This is a genomic window from Enterococcus sp., from assembly GCF_022711995.1.
In the GTDB taxonomy this organism is placed as follows: Bacteria; Bacillota; Bacilli; order Lactobacillales; family Enterococcaceae; genus Enterococcus_D.
Map to the genome: position 1 here is coordinate 1 of NZ_JALAHI010000034.1, position 16,085 is coordinate 16,085.

Consider the following 16,085-nt stretch of genomic DNA (forward strand, 5'->3'; position numbering starts at 1 on the left):
ATGCTACACTATAGTGTATTTTGGTGTCAATATAATTTATAAAACTGTTGTTAAATTTGTTTCCCCTTAAATGGGAGGAAGATTCCGATAAACGAATTTAATCAAAGTAGCAAAAAACGAAATTGATGAGCAATTGGTAAGTGCAAGAGATTTGTAAAAGACTTTGGGGGTTAAATGAAAATTCTCAGCATGGTGGGAACAAAACGCGCAATTACTGATTGCAGGAGAAGATTTTACAAGTGTACTTTCAAAAAGATCTTAAGTAACACAAAATCTTCTTACTCAGAATCGAGTAGGAGGGATTCAAATGGTAACAAGATTTGAAAAGTTATTGTTGAATATTTGTGGGTTAATATGTGAGTCAAATTGAAGTGTTTAAAAAAAAGAAGTTCGTAAACGCCAAAGTAATCAACGTTTGCGAACTTCTTAAATAGTATTATTTTGTTTCGCGGTGTAAAGTAACTTTTCTTTCACGTGGGCAATATTTTTTCTTTTCCAAACGATCAGGATTGTTACGTTTGTTTTTGTTTGTTAAGTAGTTGCGTTCTTTACAAGAAGTGCACTCTAATGTGATGTTTACGCGCATGTTTTTCCCTCCCATATAATCAAGAATTCTCTAAGATTCCTCTCAGACTAAAATATAATAGCATGTTTGGCAAAGGAATGCTAGTGGTTTGATGAAATTTGTTAAGTAATTTTACTTGACGAAATTTCGGGTTAGGTCGGGACTCATTTGAGTGCAGTCAGTTAGCGCAATTTATTTTGCACATCTTCGATCATTTTTGTATAGGCAATTGGTCCATTATAGAGCCAGCTGGTTTTAGGTCCAAACTCCCAAAGATTTCCCTCTTTGACTGCTTTAAGATTTTGCCAAACTTGGTCTTTAAAAAAGTCGGCTCCTTGATCGCTGTTCACTAAAATTAAATAGTCAGCATCTAGTTCAGCGAGTTTTTCCAAAGAAACGGCAGACCAATCGGCAGTTGCCGTTTTACTGATCTCAGAAACTAGAGGCGGCACAGAAAAGCCTAGCTCATGGTAAAGAAGTTGTCCACTGGAGCGATCCTCCGCAACCATAAATGCGGAATTGTTGGTGACCCAAAGAACAGCGACGGATTTTCCATTGATTTTATCCGCAAAATCTTGCTTCGTTGTTTTCACTAATGCATCATAGTCTTTTTCTACTTTTGCAGCTTGGCCTTCTTTATCTAACACCTTTGCAATGTCCGTCAAACGGTCCCGCCAAGTTACATCCTCGCCATTTTTAACCACATAAGTTGGCGCGATTTTACTGTACTGTGCGTATTTATCGCCTTCAACCATCGAATTGTTATCGATCAGTAGTAAATCTGGTTCGTAACTTAAAACATCTTCATAAGGCAAATCGTAGTTGATTCTTGGAACATCACTTAGTTTGTCTTGCAAATAGCCTTGATCGCTGTCATTGCCGACTGTCCATTGGGCAACGGGGGTGACATTTAATGCAACCAAATAATCTTCTAAATAACTGCCGATGATCCGCTTTGGCTCTTTAGGGATCGTGACCTCGTGATCAGCTGCATCTTTCAAAGTAGTGGATTCAGTCGACGTTGTGTTTTTTGAAGCGGTGGAACACGCACTTAAAGCGAAGGCCATCATCATACAAGACAGCCAAAAAAATGTTTTTGTTGATCGTTTTTTCATTTGAGTCCTCCTTGTGATATAAATGAGAATCATTCTCACTTTCATTTTGCTATTATCACGAAGATCCCTGTATTTGTCAATCCTATCTTGTTTTTTGATGTGAAGCATTGACGGAGAGGGGGAAAACAGACATAATTGATAATCATTATCAATAGAATTTTGAGGGAACGATATGGCAAAATTACGCACGGTCGATTTATCTGTCGGCTATCAAAAACAAAAAATTGTGCAAAAGATAACAATCACGATTCCAGAAGGAAAAATCATTGGGTTGATTGGTCCGAATGGTAGTGGAAAATCAACTTTTCTAAAAGCACTCGCCCGCATTCTTCTTCCATTAGAAGGGGAAGTTTATTTAGATGAGCAAAACTTGCAATCGATCAAAACGAAGGAAGCTGCCACGAAAATAGCTTTATTGTCGCAAGTCAGTGATTCCTCGATCGGATTAACCATTCGAGAAATTGTTTCTTATGGCCGTTTTCCTTATCAAAAAGGACTAGGTCGATTGACAACAAAAGATTATCAAGCCATTGAATGGGCACTAGAAGCCACCGATCTGTTAGAATTGGCAGATGTGACTATTCAAACACTTTCAGGGGGGCAAAAACAACGGGTTTGGATCGCTATGGCATTAGCACAAGATACAGAGATCGTTATCTTAGACGAACCAACAACCTTTTTAGATCCGGCCCATCAATTAGAAGTGCTGCTATTGCTAAAACGAATCAATGAAAAATATGGGAAAACGATCATTCTATCGATTCACGATTTGAACCATGCTTCTCGTTTTTCCGATTATATTTTTGCACTGAAGGAAGGGCAATTAATGACTTGGGGGACACCAGAGGAAGTATTGACACACCATTGGTTACAGCAGCTGTTTGCAATCGAAGCGGTTATGGGGACCTTTCCCAATAGTTCGAAGCCGTTAATTTTGACCTATGAGCTGGGAGCAAATACATGAAAAAATTTACGATTCTTTTGCTTGTCTTGAGCGGATTACTGATCGCTGTTTTTTTTCTAGCCTTGATACAAGGAGCAGCAGATATTCCTTTTGCGACAATCAAAGCGGCTTTCTTTGCATTTGATGCAGAAAACCAAACCCATCAAGTGATCCGAAATATTCGTTTGCCCCGGGTCTGCGCCTCTTTTATTGTTGGTAGCAGTTTTGCAGTGACTGGCGCGATCATGCAGGGGGTCACTAAAAATCCATTAGCCGATAGCGGATTGCTTGGAATCAACAGTGGAGCGGCAGTTGGATTGGCTTTAGCATTCATTGTATTTCCTTCACTGCAACCGAATCAAGCGGCACTGTTTTCATTTTTAGGCGCCTTTTTAGCAACGGCTTTCTTATTCTTATTGACGAAGTATTCAAGGATCGGAATGACGCCGACTGGCTTGATTTTAGCTGGTGTCGCATTGAGTTCCTTTTTTTCTGCGATTAGTCAAGTCTTGTCACTGCAGTTTGACTTGAACCAAGACTTGGCATTCTGGTTTATCGGTGGCGCGGCAAACGTAACTTGGGCGCAACTGCGAGTGATTAGCCCCATTTACTTTGTAGCATTTTGTATTGTCCTTGGTTTAGGAAAGTCCTTGAATTTGTTGGCGATGGGGGATGAGCTGGCGATTTCTTTAGGAAAGCATCCTGAAAGAATTCGTCTTCTGTCTTTGACGGTTGTCGTTATGTTGGCAGGGATGGCTGTGTCAGTAGTGGGACCAGTTGGCTTTGTTGGACTGATCGTTCCTCACGTGATCCGGGGGATCATCGGCAAAAATTACCAGATGATTTTACCTTTGTCTTTAATTGCTGGCGGAATACTGGTGATTTTAGCTGATTGGGTGGGACGAATCATTCGGCCTCCCTTTGAAACCCCCTTTGGGATCATTATGGCTTTGATTGGTGTTCCTTTCTTATTAGTAAAGATTCGGAGGGAACAGCTATGAAGAAAAAAATCGGGTTTCTTTTTATTTTGGTTCTTCTGGCGTTTTGCGGCAGTATCATGGTGGGGAAAACCTTCTTTTCTTTTGATCTCTGGCTCGCGCTTTGGCAACAAACGGCCACGACAAGTCAATCATTGATCTTCTTTGACTTCCGACTCCCGCGAGCGCTACTGGCATTGATTGCTGGGTCTGCCTTTGGTTTTTCTGGCTTTTTGCTGCAGGGCGTCACTAGAAATGAGTTAGCAGATGCCAGTATTTTAGGGATCAATAATGGGGCAGGCTTCTGTGTGATGTTCTATTTAGGTTTTTATGCCCAGGGGTCCCAATTGTTGCCGCTCATTGGGACTATCGGCGGGTTATTCGCTGCACTGCTTGTTTATATAGTAGCCTATAAATATCGGCAATTCCTTTCCATGGAGCGAGTTTTATTATCTGGCATTGCGGTTAATGCAGGTCTTGCTTCGGCGACGTTATTATTGACCGTTCAATTATCAAAAGAGCGCTATAGTTTTGTTACCGCATGGCTTTCAGGATCAATCTGGGGGACTTCTTGGTCACAAGTTTTGAGTTTAGTGCCATGGGTTTTGATTCTAGGTTTATTGGCTTTTTGGCTCACGCCATGGATCAATTTATTAGGCTTTGGAGAAGAACAAGCAATCAGTTTAGGCGTTCCCTTGAATTTTCTACGTACTTGCTTGTTAGTGTTATCTGTTGGCTTGGCTGCTAGTAGTGTTGGTTATACTGGAAATTTGGCTTTCATTGGTTTGTTGGCACCCCATATCGCAAAAGGTTTGATTGGCAATGAGTCGCGATCGGCGTTGCTGGCATCGGGAATGATTGGCGCGATATTGGTTTTAGTCAGCGACACCATCGGTCGCCTGTTGCTTCAAGAAGGAGAAGTTCCCGCGGGCATCGTGATTGCCCTTATCGGCGCGCCATACTTTTTGTTTTTATTGCTTCGTCAAAAAAAGCAAGGATGATGAAAAAGATTCTCACGATTGTATTTGCTATTTACGTCGTATTTTTGGTACTATTCGGAGTAGGAGTTGTTGAATCATGGATAAAAAACTATTGCGCGAACAAGGACAAACGCGTTTGAAGCAACTGAATCCCCAAATAAAGCAGCATAAAGAGCAAATCATTCAGTCGCTATTGTTTGCTTCTAAAGAGTGGGGGGAGGCAGAGTCGGTGGGGCTGATCCGTTCATTGCCTTTTGAGTTTGATACCCAGCCTATTTTTGCCCGCGGATTTCTTGAAAACAAGCGGCTGGCTGTACCAGTCGCTGTCGAAAAGCAGCTTTGCTTTTATCAAGTGTCCCCTCAAACCGAGTATCAGCTATCTTCATTTGGGGTAGAAGAACCCCTTTCGCAAATGAAAATCGCGGATTTAGATCTGTTGATCGTTCCTGGTTTGATCTTTTCCCCTAAAGGGTATCGGATCGGATTTGGCGGCGGCTATTACGATCGGTTTCTGGCGGATTTTTCAGGCAAGAAATTGTCTCTCGTTTTTGCAGAGCAGTTCGATGATCGCTGGCAGCCGGATTCTTTTGACATTCCTGTCCAGAAAATAATCACTGACCAGATTTCTTTCGGTGAAAAAGGAGTTTACGAATGAATAGACAAATGAAAAGATGGCTCAATCAGCCATTCCTGACTTATACGTTTTTAGCCATCCAGACACTGGTTTTTGTTATCGGTTATTTAAGTCCGATGGTTCAAGTATCTGGAGTTATGTTTGGACCCTACGTTGCTTACATGAACGAGTACTGGCGCTTTCTAACGCCAATTTTCATCCATTTTGGTCTCGCTCATTTTGCTGTCAATTCTGTAATCCTCTATTTTATGGGACAGCAGGTCGAGGCAATTTATGGTCATACCCGATTCTTTGTCTTGTATCTAGCCAGTGGCATCTTGGGAAATGCGATGAGTTTTGCCTTTAATCAGGCCGGGATTCAGTCTGCAGGTGCCAGCACATCATTGTTTGGTTTGTTTGGCGCCTTTTTGATTCTGGGGCTGCACTTTAAAAATGATTACCAGATCCAAGCGATGGTTCGTCAATTTGCATTGTTCGTTGTCTTGAATCTCGTGTTTGGTTTATTTGATCAATCGATTGATATTTGGGGACATGTCGGAGGTATCTTGGGGGGATTCATCTTAGGCAATGCATTGGCTTTACCTAAGAACTATGGAAAATATTCGATTCATACCCGAATTCTTTCTGCCATCGTTTTTCTTTTTTTGCTGGCAGTTTTTGTGATATATGGTTTAAAAAAGTATCAAATACTTGTATAATAAGCAGGAAGTGTGTTTATGGAAACGTTATATGACGTACAACAACTATTGAAACAATTTGGTGTTTATATTTATGTAGGCAAGCGGATCTATGATATCGAGTTGATCCAGATGGAAGTCAGAAACCTCTATGACAGCCGTCTGATCGATCGAGATACCTATATGACCGCTTGGCGTATTTTAAAACGTGAACACCGGATTGAAGAGAGCCGGGAGGAAAATAAGTGATGGACAAAAAAATCATCGGAATCGATCTAGGTGGAACCACGGTTAAATTTGCCGTATTGACTTCTGAAGGAGAGATTCAACAAAAATGGAGTATCGATACCAATATTCTTGATGAAGGTTCACACATCGTACCAGAGATCATTGCATCAATCAATCACCGTTTGGACTTGTATGACATGAAAGCGGAAGACTTTATTGGAATCGGAATGGGAACTCCAGGAAGTGTTGACCGGAAAAAAGGAACCGTTATCGGCGCCTACAATTTGAACTGGAAAACATTGCAGCCCGTCAAAGAAGCCATCGAAAAAGGAACGGGAATTCCTTTTGCTATCGATAACGATGCCAATGTTGCCGCATTAGGCGAACGTTGGAAAGGTGCCGGAGATAACAACCCAGACGTGATTTTTATCACTCTTGGCACGGGTGTTGGTGGCGGAATCATCATGGAAGGACAACTTTTACATGGTGTGGCAGGATGTGCTGGAGAAATCGGCCATATTACAGTAGATCCAGAAGGATTTGAATGTACTTGCGGCAAGCGCGGCTGTCTAGAAACAGTTTCTAGTGCGACGGGTGTTGTTCGAGTGGCAAGACATTTGGCAGAGGAATATGCTGGCGACTCTGAACTGAAAAAAGAATTGGATAATGGGGAAGACATTTCTAGTAAAGATATTTTTGAAGCAGCCCAAGCAAAAGATCCGTTTGCATTGATGGTCGTCGACAAAGTCTGCTTCTACTTGGGACTTGCCTGCGGAAATCTGGGTAATACACTCAATCCTTCCAGTATTGTTCTAGGTGGAGGTGTTTCAGCAGCAGGTGAATTTTTACGTAGCCGTGTAGCTGATTACTTTGCACAATTTACCTTCCCGCAAGTAACTGAAAGTACGGAAATCAAATTAGCTGAGTTAGGAAACGATGCTGGCGTGATCGGTGCCGCATCATTAGCATTACAATTTGCAAAGTAGAGAGGAAAAGGTAAGATGTCTGTTTTTAACTGGATTAATATCATTTTAGGGTTGATTTTATTGGCAATCGCATTAAATTGGGCGTATTTCCAAATCATGGGTAGAAGATCCGCAAAAATCATTTCCGAAGAAGAATTTAAGAATGGAATGAAAAAAGCGCAAGTGATCGATGTTCGTGAGAAAAATGAGTTTGATGCAGGTCACATCTTGGGTGCCAGAAATATCCCATTTACTGTGTTAACAAACTCCTTTAGTGCCTTTCGGAGAGATCAGCCAATCTACTTGTATGATACCCGTAAATCTTTAAGTATTCGCGCAGCGAATAAACTTCGAAAAGAAGGCTTTAAAGATGTGTATATCCTTAAAGAAGGCTATGAAGGCTGGAGCGGAAAAACAAAGAAAAAAAATAGCTAATCAACCAAAAGACTGAGGTCAATGATCAGACAAGAGGCTAGAGGTGCGAGAATGAATCGTTAGAAACCATTCAGCAGCTGGAATCGCGGACCTTGTCATCATGAACTCGGTCTTTTTTTGAAAAAATGTGTAGTGGTTCCAAAGGAGTGGGTTGAAATGATTAAGGTAAAACGTGCCTACGAGGCTGCAACACCATCTGATGGGTATCGAGTCCTAGTTGATCGAATCTGGCCAAGGGGGGTCAAAAAAGAAGCGGCGGCGATTGATTCTTGGCTGAAAGAGGTGGCACCTAGTACGGAATTGCGCAAATGGTTTGGTCATGATCCAGCGCGTTTTGAAGCATTTTGTCAAAAATACCTAGCAGAACTAAAAAAACAGCCAGCCAATGATGCCTTTAAGGCACTACAGCAACTAGTAAAAGACCATCAAACCGTGACTTTGGTTTATGGTGCCAAAGATGAAACCCATAATCAAGCGGTTGTCTTAGCTGAAGAATTGAAAAAACTGCCATTGAAGTAAAATCTTCAATGGCAGTTTTTGTATTAACGAGAGACGCTTTTACGCATTGCTCGTTTTCTCTTTTCCTCATTTTGTGCTTGTTGTTCATCGATTGGATCGATCACTTGTTTTTTGACAGTCATCGCTACACTTGCAGCTGCCGCGATCGTCGCCACGGTACCGACTAAAAATCCTGAAAGAAATCGTTTCATCTTTCTCCACCTCGCCTTTACTTATTTGATTCTATTATGAAACAAAAGAGCAAAAATATCAAAAATAAGCCCTTAACGACCAAGTAAACCCTTGATAAAATTTAGTAAATATTTTATAATAAATTTACTAAATAGAACGAAGGAGTGAACAAGATGGAACAGCTACAACAAATTTTTACAGAAAAATTCGGCGAAGAAGGCACAGGCAGCTATTTTGCACCAGGGCGCATTAATTTGATTGGCGAACATACAGATTACAATGGGGGATATGTGTTTCCTGCTTCCATTACCATCGGAACTTATGGAGTAGCGCGAAAACGATCAGACAATCAAATACACCTTTATTCAGAAAATTTCCCGGAAAAAGGGATCATCACATTTTCTTTAACGGATTTGGATTATCGCAAAGAGGATGATTGGACCAATTATCCAAAAGGTGTGATTCGCTTCTTGAAAGAAGCAGGGCATGTCATCGATTCAGGGATGGATATCGCCTTTTATGGCAATATCCCCAATGGGGCAGGATTGTCTTCTTCCGCGTCTATTGAATTATTGACTGGGGTTATTCTTGAAGATTTGTTCGGCTTGGAAATCGAGCGTTTGGAATTGGTACTGACTGGGAAAAAAGTTGAGAATGAATTTATTGGTGTGAATTCTGGCATCATGGACCAATTTGCTATCGGGATGGGGAAAAAAGATCATGCATTATTGTTGGATACCAACACGTTAGCCTATGAATTGGTGCCGGCAGAATTTGGTGACTATGTCGTAGCGATCATGAATACCAACAAGCGCCGCGAATTGGCTGATTCAAAATACAATGAGCGCCGTGCCGAGTGCGAAGAGGCATTAAAACGGCTGCAAACAAAATTGAAGATCCAGTCACTAGGGGAATTGGACGAAGAAACATTCTTTGCTCATACCTCATTGATCGCAGATCCCGTATTGATCAAACGGGCAAAACATGCTGTAACAGAAAATCAACGTACCTTAAAAGCGAAAGCCGCATTGGAAGCAGGAGATTTAGATGCTTTCGGTCAGCTGTTAGATGCTTCCCATGCTTCTTTGCGAGATGATTATGAAGTTACGGGAGTCGAATTGGACACTTTGGTGGCAGCGGCCCAAGCGCAGCCAGCGGTTTTAGGTGCTCGAATGACCGGGGCTGGATTTGGCGGCTGTGCCATCGCTTTGGTGAAAAAAAGCGAATGGGCTACATTTGAATCGGCTGTTAAGGCTAGCTATCTTGAAAAAATCGGTTATGAGACAGATATTTATCAAGCGAGCATTGATGATGGCGCACGAAAACTGTAGAATGTAAGACGGACTCATCGAATAAACAAAAGAAAAGGATGATAAAGAATGGCTATTTTAGTATTAGGCGGCGCCGGATATATCGGCTCTCATGCAGTTGATCAATTGATTACGAAAGGATACCAAGCCGTTGTCGTAGATAATCTGTTAACAGGTCATCGTCAAGCGATCCATCCAGAAGCGGTTTTCTACGAAGGAGATATTCGAGATAAAACCTTTTTGCAAAGCGTTTTTGAGAAAGAAACAATTGATGGAGTGATTCATTTTGCCGCAAGTTCTCTCGTGGGGGAATCAGTTGAAAAACCATTGAAATACTTTAACAACAATGTATATGGGATGCAAGTGCTGCTAGAAGTCATGAAAGAAAACAATGTTGAACACATTGTCTTTTCTTCTACCGCTGCGACTTATGGCGAGCCAAAACAAAGTCCCATCACGGAAGAAACACCGACAAATCCCAAGAACCCCTATGGGGAAAGCAAATTGATGATGGAAAAAATGATGCGCTGGTGTGATGAAGCTTACGGCATGAAGTATGTTGCTTTACGCTACTTTAATGTTGCCGGAGCTAAATCAGATGCTTCGATTGGAGAAGATCATGATCCTGAAACCCATTTGGTACCAATCATCTTGCAAGTTGCTTTAGGTCAACGGCAAGAATTAGCGATCTTTGGAGATGACTACGACACGCCAGATGGAACGTGTGTCCGCGATTATGTTCACGTAGAAGATTTGTGCAGTGCCCACATTCTTGCATTGGAATATTTGAAACAAGGCAATGCCAGCAATGTGTTCAATCTTGGCAGCAACAATGGCTATTCAGTCAAAGAGATGCTGGATGCAGCTCGTATCGTGACGAAAAAAGAGATTCCTGCGAAAGTAGCCCCACGTCGTGCTGGCGATCCAAGTACATTAGTGGCTTCTAGCGACAAAGCCAAAGCGGTTTTAGGTTGGAACCCACAATATACCGATGTGAAACAAATAATTGAAACAGCTTGGAATTGGCATGTGAGCCATCCAGAAGGTTATCAAGAGTAGGAGGCAACAAAACATGACGCTCAGTCAAACAATCTGTGATTTCGTGACATTAGCGATTCAAGCTGGTGGCTGGATGGAAATGGATCGCATTTATCTACAAAATCGGATCTTAGGCATGGTGGGAGAAGAAGCGTTTGAAGCACCTACGGTCAGACCCGTCGAAGAACAATCCGTGGTGCTAATGGATCAATTGATCGCGCAAGCGAAAAAAAATCAAGTGATTGGTGATACACTCGCCGAAACAGAGATTTTTGAAGCGCAACTGATGGATTTCTTGACACCGCCGCCTTCGGTCGTCAATGCTTTTTTTGCTCAGCATTATGCGAAAGATCCTCAAGAGGCGACTGACTACTTTTTCCAATTGTGTCAGCAGAATGATTACATCAAAACCCGGGCGATCCAGAAAAATATCGTCTTCCCGGTTATGACCGAATATGGCGAGCTGGAAATCACGATCAATTTGTCAAAACCTGAAAAGGATCCTAAAGAAATTGCTGCGCAACGTACAGCGGCAACGATTGATTATCCGAAATGTCTCCTGTGTTTAGAGAATGAGGGCTATAAAGGACGGCTGAATTATCCTGCTCGGACCAATCATCGCATTATCCGGATGAATCTGGATGGTGAGGCGTGGGGCTTCCAATACTCCCCTTACGCCTATTACAACGAGCATTCGATCTTTTTATCCTTGGAACATCGGCCGATGAAAATCAACCGCAAGACCTTCGATCGATTATTACAGATCGTGGAAGTGCTGCCTCACTATTTTGTCGGTTCAAATGCTGATTTGCCGATCGTAGGAGGATCCATCTTGTCTCATGACCATTATCAAGGCGGACGGCACACCTTTGCGATGGCCAAAGCGCCGATTGAGAGAACATTCAAACTAACCGGATTTGACGAACTGACAGTAGGAATCGTGAAATGGCCCCTTTCCGTTATTCGGATTCAAGGCAGTGACAAACAAAAAGTGGCGGCTGCTTCAGATTATATTTTGGCACAATGGAAAGAGTATTCGGATCCGTCCGTTTCCATCAATGCTTATTCAGAAGATGGGACACCCCATCACACCATTACACCGATTGCTCGTAAACAAGGCGGGCTCTTTGAAATGGATTTGGTTCTACGGGATAACAATGTTTCCGATGAACATCCGGATGGGATTTTCCATCCTCATCAAGATGTTCAACACATCAAGAAAGAAAACATTGGCTTGATCGAGGTGATGGGATTAGCGGTCTTACCGCCACGTTTAGCCACTGAGTTGAAAGAAGTGAGGGCCTATCTACTTGATCAGCCAAATCAAATGGCCGCCTATCATTTGCCGTGGGCGCAATCAATGAAGGAATCCTATACCATCACAGAAGAAACTGTTACGGATATCGTCTATCAAGAAGTGGGTGGGATTTTTGCAAAAGTATTAGAATATGCAGGAGTCTTTAAACGTGATGCGTCCGGACAGGTTGCATTTACGCGTTTTATCAGCCAACTTTAAGGGGCTTGATGAGATGGAATTAACAAAAAGGAGGCGCGAGGATGGCTACGATTAAAGATATCGCTGAACAGGCAGGGGTTTCACCGGCGACTGTTTCTCGTGTCCTCAATTATGACAGTGAGTTATCAGTCAGTTCAGAAACCAAAGAAAAAATTTTTAAAACAGCTGAAGCACTGAACTATACGAAGCACAAAAAGAAAAACCAAGTAGAAAATGGTCGGATTCGTTTGATCCAATGGTTTGATACGGAAGAAGAACTGGCAGATCTCTATTATTTGGCTATTCGATTAGGGATCGAGAACAAAACTGAAGAACTTGGGATTCGCTTACTAAAAGAATCCTTTGCTTCTATCAGTGAGACGCAAGTAGATGGAACGATCGCATTAGGAAAGTTTGATGCGCAACAGATCGCAGAGCTAAAAAAAACGCAGCCCCATCTTTTGCTGGTTGATTTCGATGGCCTTTCGGCTGGTGTGGATTCATTAGTGGTGGATTTTCAGCAAGCAGTGGATTTAGTCATTGATCATTTTGTTGCCAAGGGACATCAAAAAATTGCGATATTCTCTGGTATTGAATTCACAAAAGGAAGCCGGCAAGAAATCGAAGACCCTCGGCTGACGATCTTTAAACAACGATTGACCCGACTGCGTCTTTATGATGAAGCGTATCATCTCGCTGCACCATTTACTGTCGAAGGCGGGTATCAGGCAATGAAGCGTTACTTGCAAGAGAATACGGACCTACCGACGGCATTGTTTGCTTCCAGTGATGCATTAGCAATTGGCGCACTGCGGGCATTGCAAGAAAAAAAGATTCGTGTGCCTGAAGATCTCTCATTGATTGGTTTCAATGATGTCAGTGTCGCTAAATATGTTTTCCCAACCCTTTCGACGATCAAAGTTCATACGGAGTGGATGGGGGAGTTGGCAGTCACAACACTACTTGAGATTATCAAGAATCCCGCACCAGTTCCGCGAAAGGTCACTATTGCGACTGAATTGATTCAGCGCCAGTCTACAGATCAGTGAGTAGGAACGATCCTACTAATGACTGACGGAGACGGAAATGTCCTAAGAATCTATGTGTGAAGAGAACTTGCTTCGGGGAGTTCTTTGCTACAGACAACAGCTGTCGTGGCCCATAGGTTCTTAGGGCATTTTTTACTATTTTCCGCCTGCTTGTCTAATCAAATAAGCAAAGTTTGGCATTTTATCAGAATATGGTAAAATATGAATGAGTTTTTTGATTGGGGAGAAAAAACAATGAAAACATTAGCGATCGATACATCAAATCAAACATTGGCCATTGCGGTCGTTGACGGACAGCAAATTCTTGGTCAAAGCCAAACGATGGCCATCAAAAATCACAGCAGTGCATTGATGCCAGCGATCGATTTATTGATGCAATCTGTGGGAATTGCACCAAAAGAGCTGGAACGAATCGCCGTTGCCAAAGGACCTGGGTCATATACCGGATTGCGGATCGGTGTCACCACCGCAAAAACATTAGCTGATACATTACATATTCCATTGGTGGCTGTTTCAAGTTTGAAGAGCATCGCAGCAAATTGCGTTGGGGTCTCAAAATTGATCGTGCCATTATTTGACGCTCGCCGCAACAATGTCTATGCTGGTGGTTATCGTTGGCAAGAGGGAGAATTACAGCCAGTGATTCAAGATCAGCACGTGGCGTTAACTGAGTTATTGCAATTATTAGCTCAGCAGCCTTCAGAAGTATTATTTGTCGGCGCGGACGTCGCAAAATTTGCACCGCAACTCATTGAAGCACTGCCCTCGGCACAAATCAATCCGGTCGCTTTATGGAATTATCCTAATGGCGTTGTTTTGGCGGAATTAAGTGCAGTTGAAGCACCTGTTCCTTCTATCGATGATTTTGTACCAGAATACTTGAAACTTGTTGAAGCGGAAGAAAAGTGGTTAGCATCTCATACCCCAGGAGCCGATACGTATGTTGAAAAAATTTAAATCTTTCAAAGGAAAGCTGACCCTTTTTCGCAAAGTTCAATACCCGGAACAGACGAAAGAGATTCAGAATGAAACCTATGTGATTCGTGAGATTGTCGGTGAGGACATCAAAGAGTTGCTGCAAGTGGAACGATTGGTGTATGCCGGGGAACTGCCTTGGACAAAGAGTGCCTTTCTTTCAGAAATTTATTCACGATTTAAGCATTTATATTTGTGCATTTTACAAAATGAGCGCATGATCGGTTTTGTTGGTGTTCGTTTGTTGGGAGAAGATGCGCATATCACCAATATTGCTGTTATACCAGAATATCAAGGCCGAGGTGTCGGCTCTTTTTTGTTAACCGAAATCGAACAGTATGCCCGAAAAAATAAATGTGACCGACTTTCTCTGGAAGTGCGTTTAAGTAATCGCGATGCCCAGCGACTCTATCGAAAACTGGGTTTTGTCTCCCGCGCAATCAAAAATGCCTACTATACCGAAGGAAATGAAGATGCATTAGATATGGTGAAATTTTTAAATGAATGAATGGTTTAATAAGGAAGACTTACCTGCAAAAAGTGAAGAACTATTATGGCAACTAGCTGAAGCCAGCTATCAAGAGGGTTCTCCTTGGACTTGCCAGCAATTCAAAGAAGATTTGGCTGTTGCTCACAGTCATTATTTAATTCTCAATTTGCCGATGGAAGGATTTATCAGTTACCATCAAGTCTTGGAGGAAGCGGAGATCTGTAATCTCGCTGTTCTACCGGAAAAAAAAGGACAAGGGATCGGTAAACAGTTGCTGCAAGCAATGATTCAGTCTTGTCTGGCCGCTGGCGTGGAACGAATTTTTCTGGAAGTACGGGTAAGTAACTTTCCGGCACAAGCGTTATATTTGCGAAGTGGTTTTGAGATCATTGGCCGCCGCAAAAATTATTATAGTCATCCCCAAGAGGATGCATTGATCATGGAAAAGAAAGTGAGGCCAGTATCAATCACATGAATGAATTGATTTTAGCCATTGAAAGCAGTTGCGACGAAACAAGTGTCGCTGTCATAAAAAATGGAGACACGATTTTAAGCAATATCGTTGCTTCTCAAATAAAAAGTCATCAGCGCTTTGGAGGGGTTGTTCCAGAAGTAGCCAGTCGGCACCACGTGGAGCAGATCACTCTTTGTTTAGAAGAGGCATTGAACCAAGCAGAAGTGACACCGGAAGACTTGTCTGCGGTAGCGGTCACTTATGGTCCTGGTCTAGTGGGCGCATTATTGATCGGACTGTCTGCTGCAAAAGCTTTTGCTTGGGCGCATGGCTTACCACTGCTGCCTGTCAATCACATGGCAGGTCATATCTACGCGGCTCGTTTTGTCAAACCACTGACATTCCCATTACTTGCATTGTTAGTAAGCGGTGGGCATACCGAATTGGTGTATATGGCGGAAGATGGCTCTTTTGAAATTATTGGAGAGACTCGAGATGATGCTGCCGGAGAAGCTTATGACAAAGTGGGCCGCGTCTTGGGACTGCCTTATCCCAGTGGAAAAGAAATCGATCGTTTGGCCCACTTGGGGGAAGACACGTATCATTTTCCGCGAGCGATGATTCATGAAGACAACTATGATTTTAGTTTTAGCGGTTTAAAGAGTGCCTTTATCAATTTTGTCCATAACGCACAGCAACGAGGAGAAGCACTGGATGAGGTCAATCTAGCTGCTAGTTTTCAAGCTAGTGTCGTAGAGGTGCTGGTCACTAAAACGATTCGCGCTTGCAAGCATTATCCCGTCAAGCAATTGATTGTAGCAGGAGGTGTGGCTGCGAATCAAGGATTGCGGGAAGCTTTACAAGCGGCAATGAGTGAGCTGCCGGAGATTGAATTAATCATTCCGCCTTTACGTTTATGTGGGGACAATGCGGCCATGATTGGGGCATTTGGGCATATTCTGTTAGAAAAACAACAGTTTGCCCCATTAACGTTAAACGCTGTACCAAGCTTGAGCTTTGGCCATGAAATGAATTAATCGCCATTGGATAGGGGGTTATTGCAGA

General features: G+C 42.5%; 20 protein-coding genes. 17 read left to right on the plus strand and 3 right to left on the minus strand.

Going from position 1 to position 16,085, the window contains the following annotated elements; all coding sequences use genetic code 11:
- Positions 1-436: 436 nt before the first annotated feature.
- Together rpmG and Q0A12_RS02860 are read right to left on the minus strand one after the other, a co-directional pair.
- Entirely contained in the window at positions 437-586 is a 150-nt protein-coding gene (gene rpmG / locus Q0A12_RS02855; RefSeq protein WP_003126840.1) for a 50S ribosomal protein L33, read from the minus strand.
- A gap of 161 nt (positions 587-747) precedes the next feature.
- A complete protein-coding gene (locus Q0A12_RS02860; RefSeq protein WP_291291252.1) occupies positions 748-1,638 on the minus strand; it encodes an ABC transporter substrate-binding protein in 891 nt (296 codons plus the stop codon).
- Positions 1,639-1,852: 214 nt separating this feature from the next.
- On the opposite strand from Q0A12_RS02860, the gene Q0A12_RS02865 reads away from it, so the two are divergent.
- The 9 genes from Q0A12_RS02865 (at position 1,853) to Q0A12_RS02905 (ending at position 8,038) form a co-directional block, all read left to right on the plus strand.
- Positions 1,853-2,644, plus strand: a complete 792-nt coding sequence (locus Q0A12_RS02865) for an ABC transporter ATP-binding protein (protein ID WP_291291202.1) — start codon at positions 1,853-1,855, stop codon at positions 2,642-2,644.
- Positions 2,641-3,624, plus strand: a complete 984-nt coding sequence (locus Q0A12_RS02870; protein WP_291291203.1) for an iron ABC transporter permease — start codon at positions 2,641-2,643, stop codon at positions 3,622-3,624. The genes Q0A12_RS02865 and Q0A12_RS02870 overlap by 4 nt, the downstream gene beginning before the upstream one ends.
- Entirely contained in the window at positions 3,621-4,601 is a 981-nt protein-coding gene (locus Q0A12_RS02875; protein WP_291291204.1) for an iron ABC transporter permease, read from the plus strand. The genes Q0A12_RS02870 and Q0A12_RS02875 overlap by 4 nt, the downstream gene beginning before the upstream one ends.
- Positions 4,602-4,677: 76 nt before the next feature.
- Positions 4,678-5,235 carry a 5-formyltetrahydrofolate cyclo-ligase gene (locus Q0A12_RS02880; protein WP_291291205.1) on the plus strand — a complete coding sequence of 186 codons (558 nt, stop codon included), beginning with the start codon at positions 4,678-4,680 and terminating at the stop codon, positions 5,233-5,235.
- Positions 5,232-5,912, plus strand: a complete 681-nt coding sequence (locus Q0A12_RS02885; RefSeq protein ID WP_291291206.1) for a rhomboid family intramembrane serine protease — start codon at positions 5,232-5,234, stop codon at positions 5,910-5,912. Before Q0A12_RS02880 ends, Q0A12_RS02885 begins: the two co-directional genes overlap by 4 nt.
- An 18-nt stretch (positions 5,913-5,930) precedes the next feature.
- Entirely contained in the window at positions 5,931-6,140 is a 210-nt protein-coding gene (locus Q0A12_RS02890) for a YqgQ family protein (protein ID WP_291291207.1), read from the plus strand.
- Positions 6,140-7,105 (plus strand): ROK family glucokinase, encoded by a 966-nt coding sequence (locus tag Q0A12_RS02895; protein ID WP_291291253.1) that lies wholly within the window; start codon positions 6,140-6,142, stop codon positions 7,103-7,105. Before Q0A12_RS02890 ends, Q0A12_RS02895 begins: the two co-directional genes overlap by 1 nt.
- 15 nt (positions 7,106-7,120) lie before the next feature.
- Complete coding sequence (locus Q0A12_RS02900) at positions 7,121-7,519, plus strand: rhodanese-like domain-containing protein (RefSeq protein ID WP_291291208.1); 399 nt, start codon at positions 7,121-7,123, stop codon at positions 7,517-7,519.
- Between the two features lie 156 nt (positions 7,520-7,675).
- Positions 7,676-8,038 (plus strand): DUF488 domain-containing protein, encoded by a 363-nt coding sequence (locus Q0A12_RS02905; RefSeq protein ID WP_291291209.1) that lies wholly within the window; start codon positions 7,676-7,678, stop codon positions 8,036-8,038.
- A gap of 23 nt (positions 8,039-8,061) precedes the next feature.
- On the opposite strand, the gene Q0A12_RS02910 is transcribed toward Q0A12_RS02905, so the two are convergent.
- Complete coding sequence (locus tag Q0A12_RS02910) at positions 8,062-8,229, minus strand: DUF3042 family protein (protein WP_291291210.1); 168 nt, start codon at positions 8,227-8,229, stop codon at positions 8,062-8,064.
- A gap of 153 nt (positions 8,230-8,382) precedes the next feature.
- Here Q0A12_RS02910 and Q0A12_RS02915 point away from each other — a divergent pair, with 153 nt between their 5' ends.
- The 8 genes from Q0A12_RS02915 to tsaD all read left to right on the plus strand — a co-directional run bounded on the left by Q0A12_RS02915 (position 8,383) and on the right by tsaD (position 16,057).
- Entirely contained in the window at positions 8,383-9,540 is a 1,158-nt protein-coding gene (locus tag Q0A12_RS02915; RefSeq protein ID WP_291291211.1) for a galactokinase, read from the plus strand.
- A gap of 48 nt (positions 9,541-9,588) precedes the next feature.
- On the plus strand, positions 9,589-10,578 hold the full coding sequence (gene galE / locus Q0A12_RS02920; RefSeq protein ID WP_291291212.1) for a UDP-glucose 4-epimerase GalE: 990 nt from the start codon (positions 9,589-9,591) through the stop codon (positions 10,576-10,578).
- A 13-nt stretch (positions 10,579-10,591) separates the two neighbouring features.
- Entirely contained in the window at positions 10,592-12,073 is a 1,482-nt protein-coding gene (gene galT / locus Q0A12_RS02925; RefSeq protein WP_291291213.1) for a UDP-glucose--hexose-1-phosphate uridylyltransferase, read from the plus strand.
- A gap of 41 nt (positions 12,074-12,114) precedes the next feature.
- Positions 12,115-13,101 carry a LacI family DNA-binding transcriptional regulator gene (locus tag Q0A12_RS02930; protein WP_291291214.1) on the plus strand — a complete coding sequence of 329 codons (987 nt, stop codon included), beginning with the start codon at positions 12,115-12,117 and terminating at the stop codon, positions 13,099-13,101.
- A 234-nt stretch (positions 13,102-13,335) separates the two neighbouring features.
- The gene (gene tsaB, locus Q0A12_RS02935; RefSeq protein WP_291291215.1) at positions 13,336-14,058 is read left to right on the plus strand and encodes a tRNA (adenosine(37)-N6)-threonylcarbamoyltransferase complex dimerization subunit type 1 TsaB; all 723 of its coding nucleotides are present in this window, start codon (positions 13,336-13,338) and stop codon (positions 14,056-14,058) included.
- On the plus strand, positions 14,042-14,584 hold the full coding sequence (rimI, locus tag Q0A12_RS02940; protein ID WP_291291216.1) for a ribosomal protein S18-alanine N-acetyltransferase: 543 nt from the start codon (positions 14,042-14,044) through the stop codon (positions 14,582-14,584). Before tsaB ends, rimI (Q0A12_RS02940) begins: the two co-directional genes overlap by 17 nt.
- A complete protein-coding gene (rimI, locus tag Q0A12_RS02945; protein WP_291291217.1) occupies positions 14,577-15,041 on the plus strand; it encodes a ribosomal protein S18-alanine N-acetyltransferase in 465 nt (154 codons plus the stop codon). Before rimI (Q0A12_RS02940) ends, rimI (Q0A12_RS02945) begins: the two co-directional genes overlap by 8 nt.
- A complete protein-coding gene (gene tsaD, locus Q0A12_RS02950) occupies positions 15,038-16,057 on the plus strand; it encodes a tRNA (adenosine(37)-N6)-threonylcarbamoyltransferase complex transferase subunit TsaD (protein WP_291291218.1) in 1,020 nt (339 codons plus the stop codon). Before rimI (Q0A12_RS02945) ends, tsaD begins: the two co-directional genes overlap by 4 nt.
- The last annotated feature ends 28 nt before the right edge of the window (positions 16,058-16,085 follow it).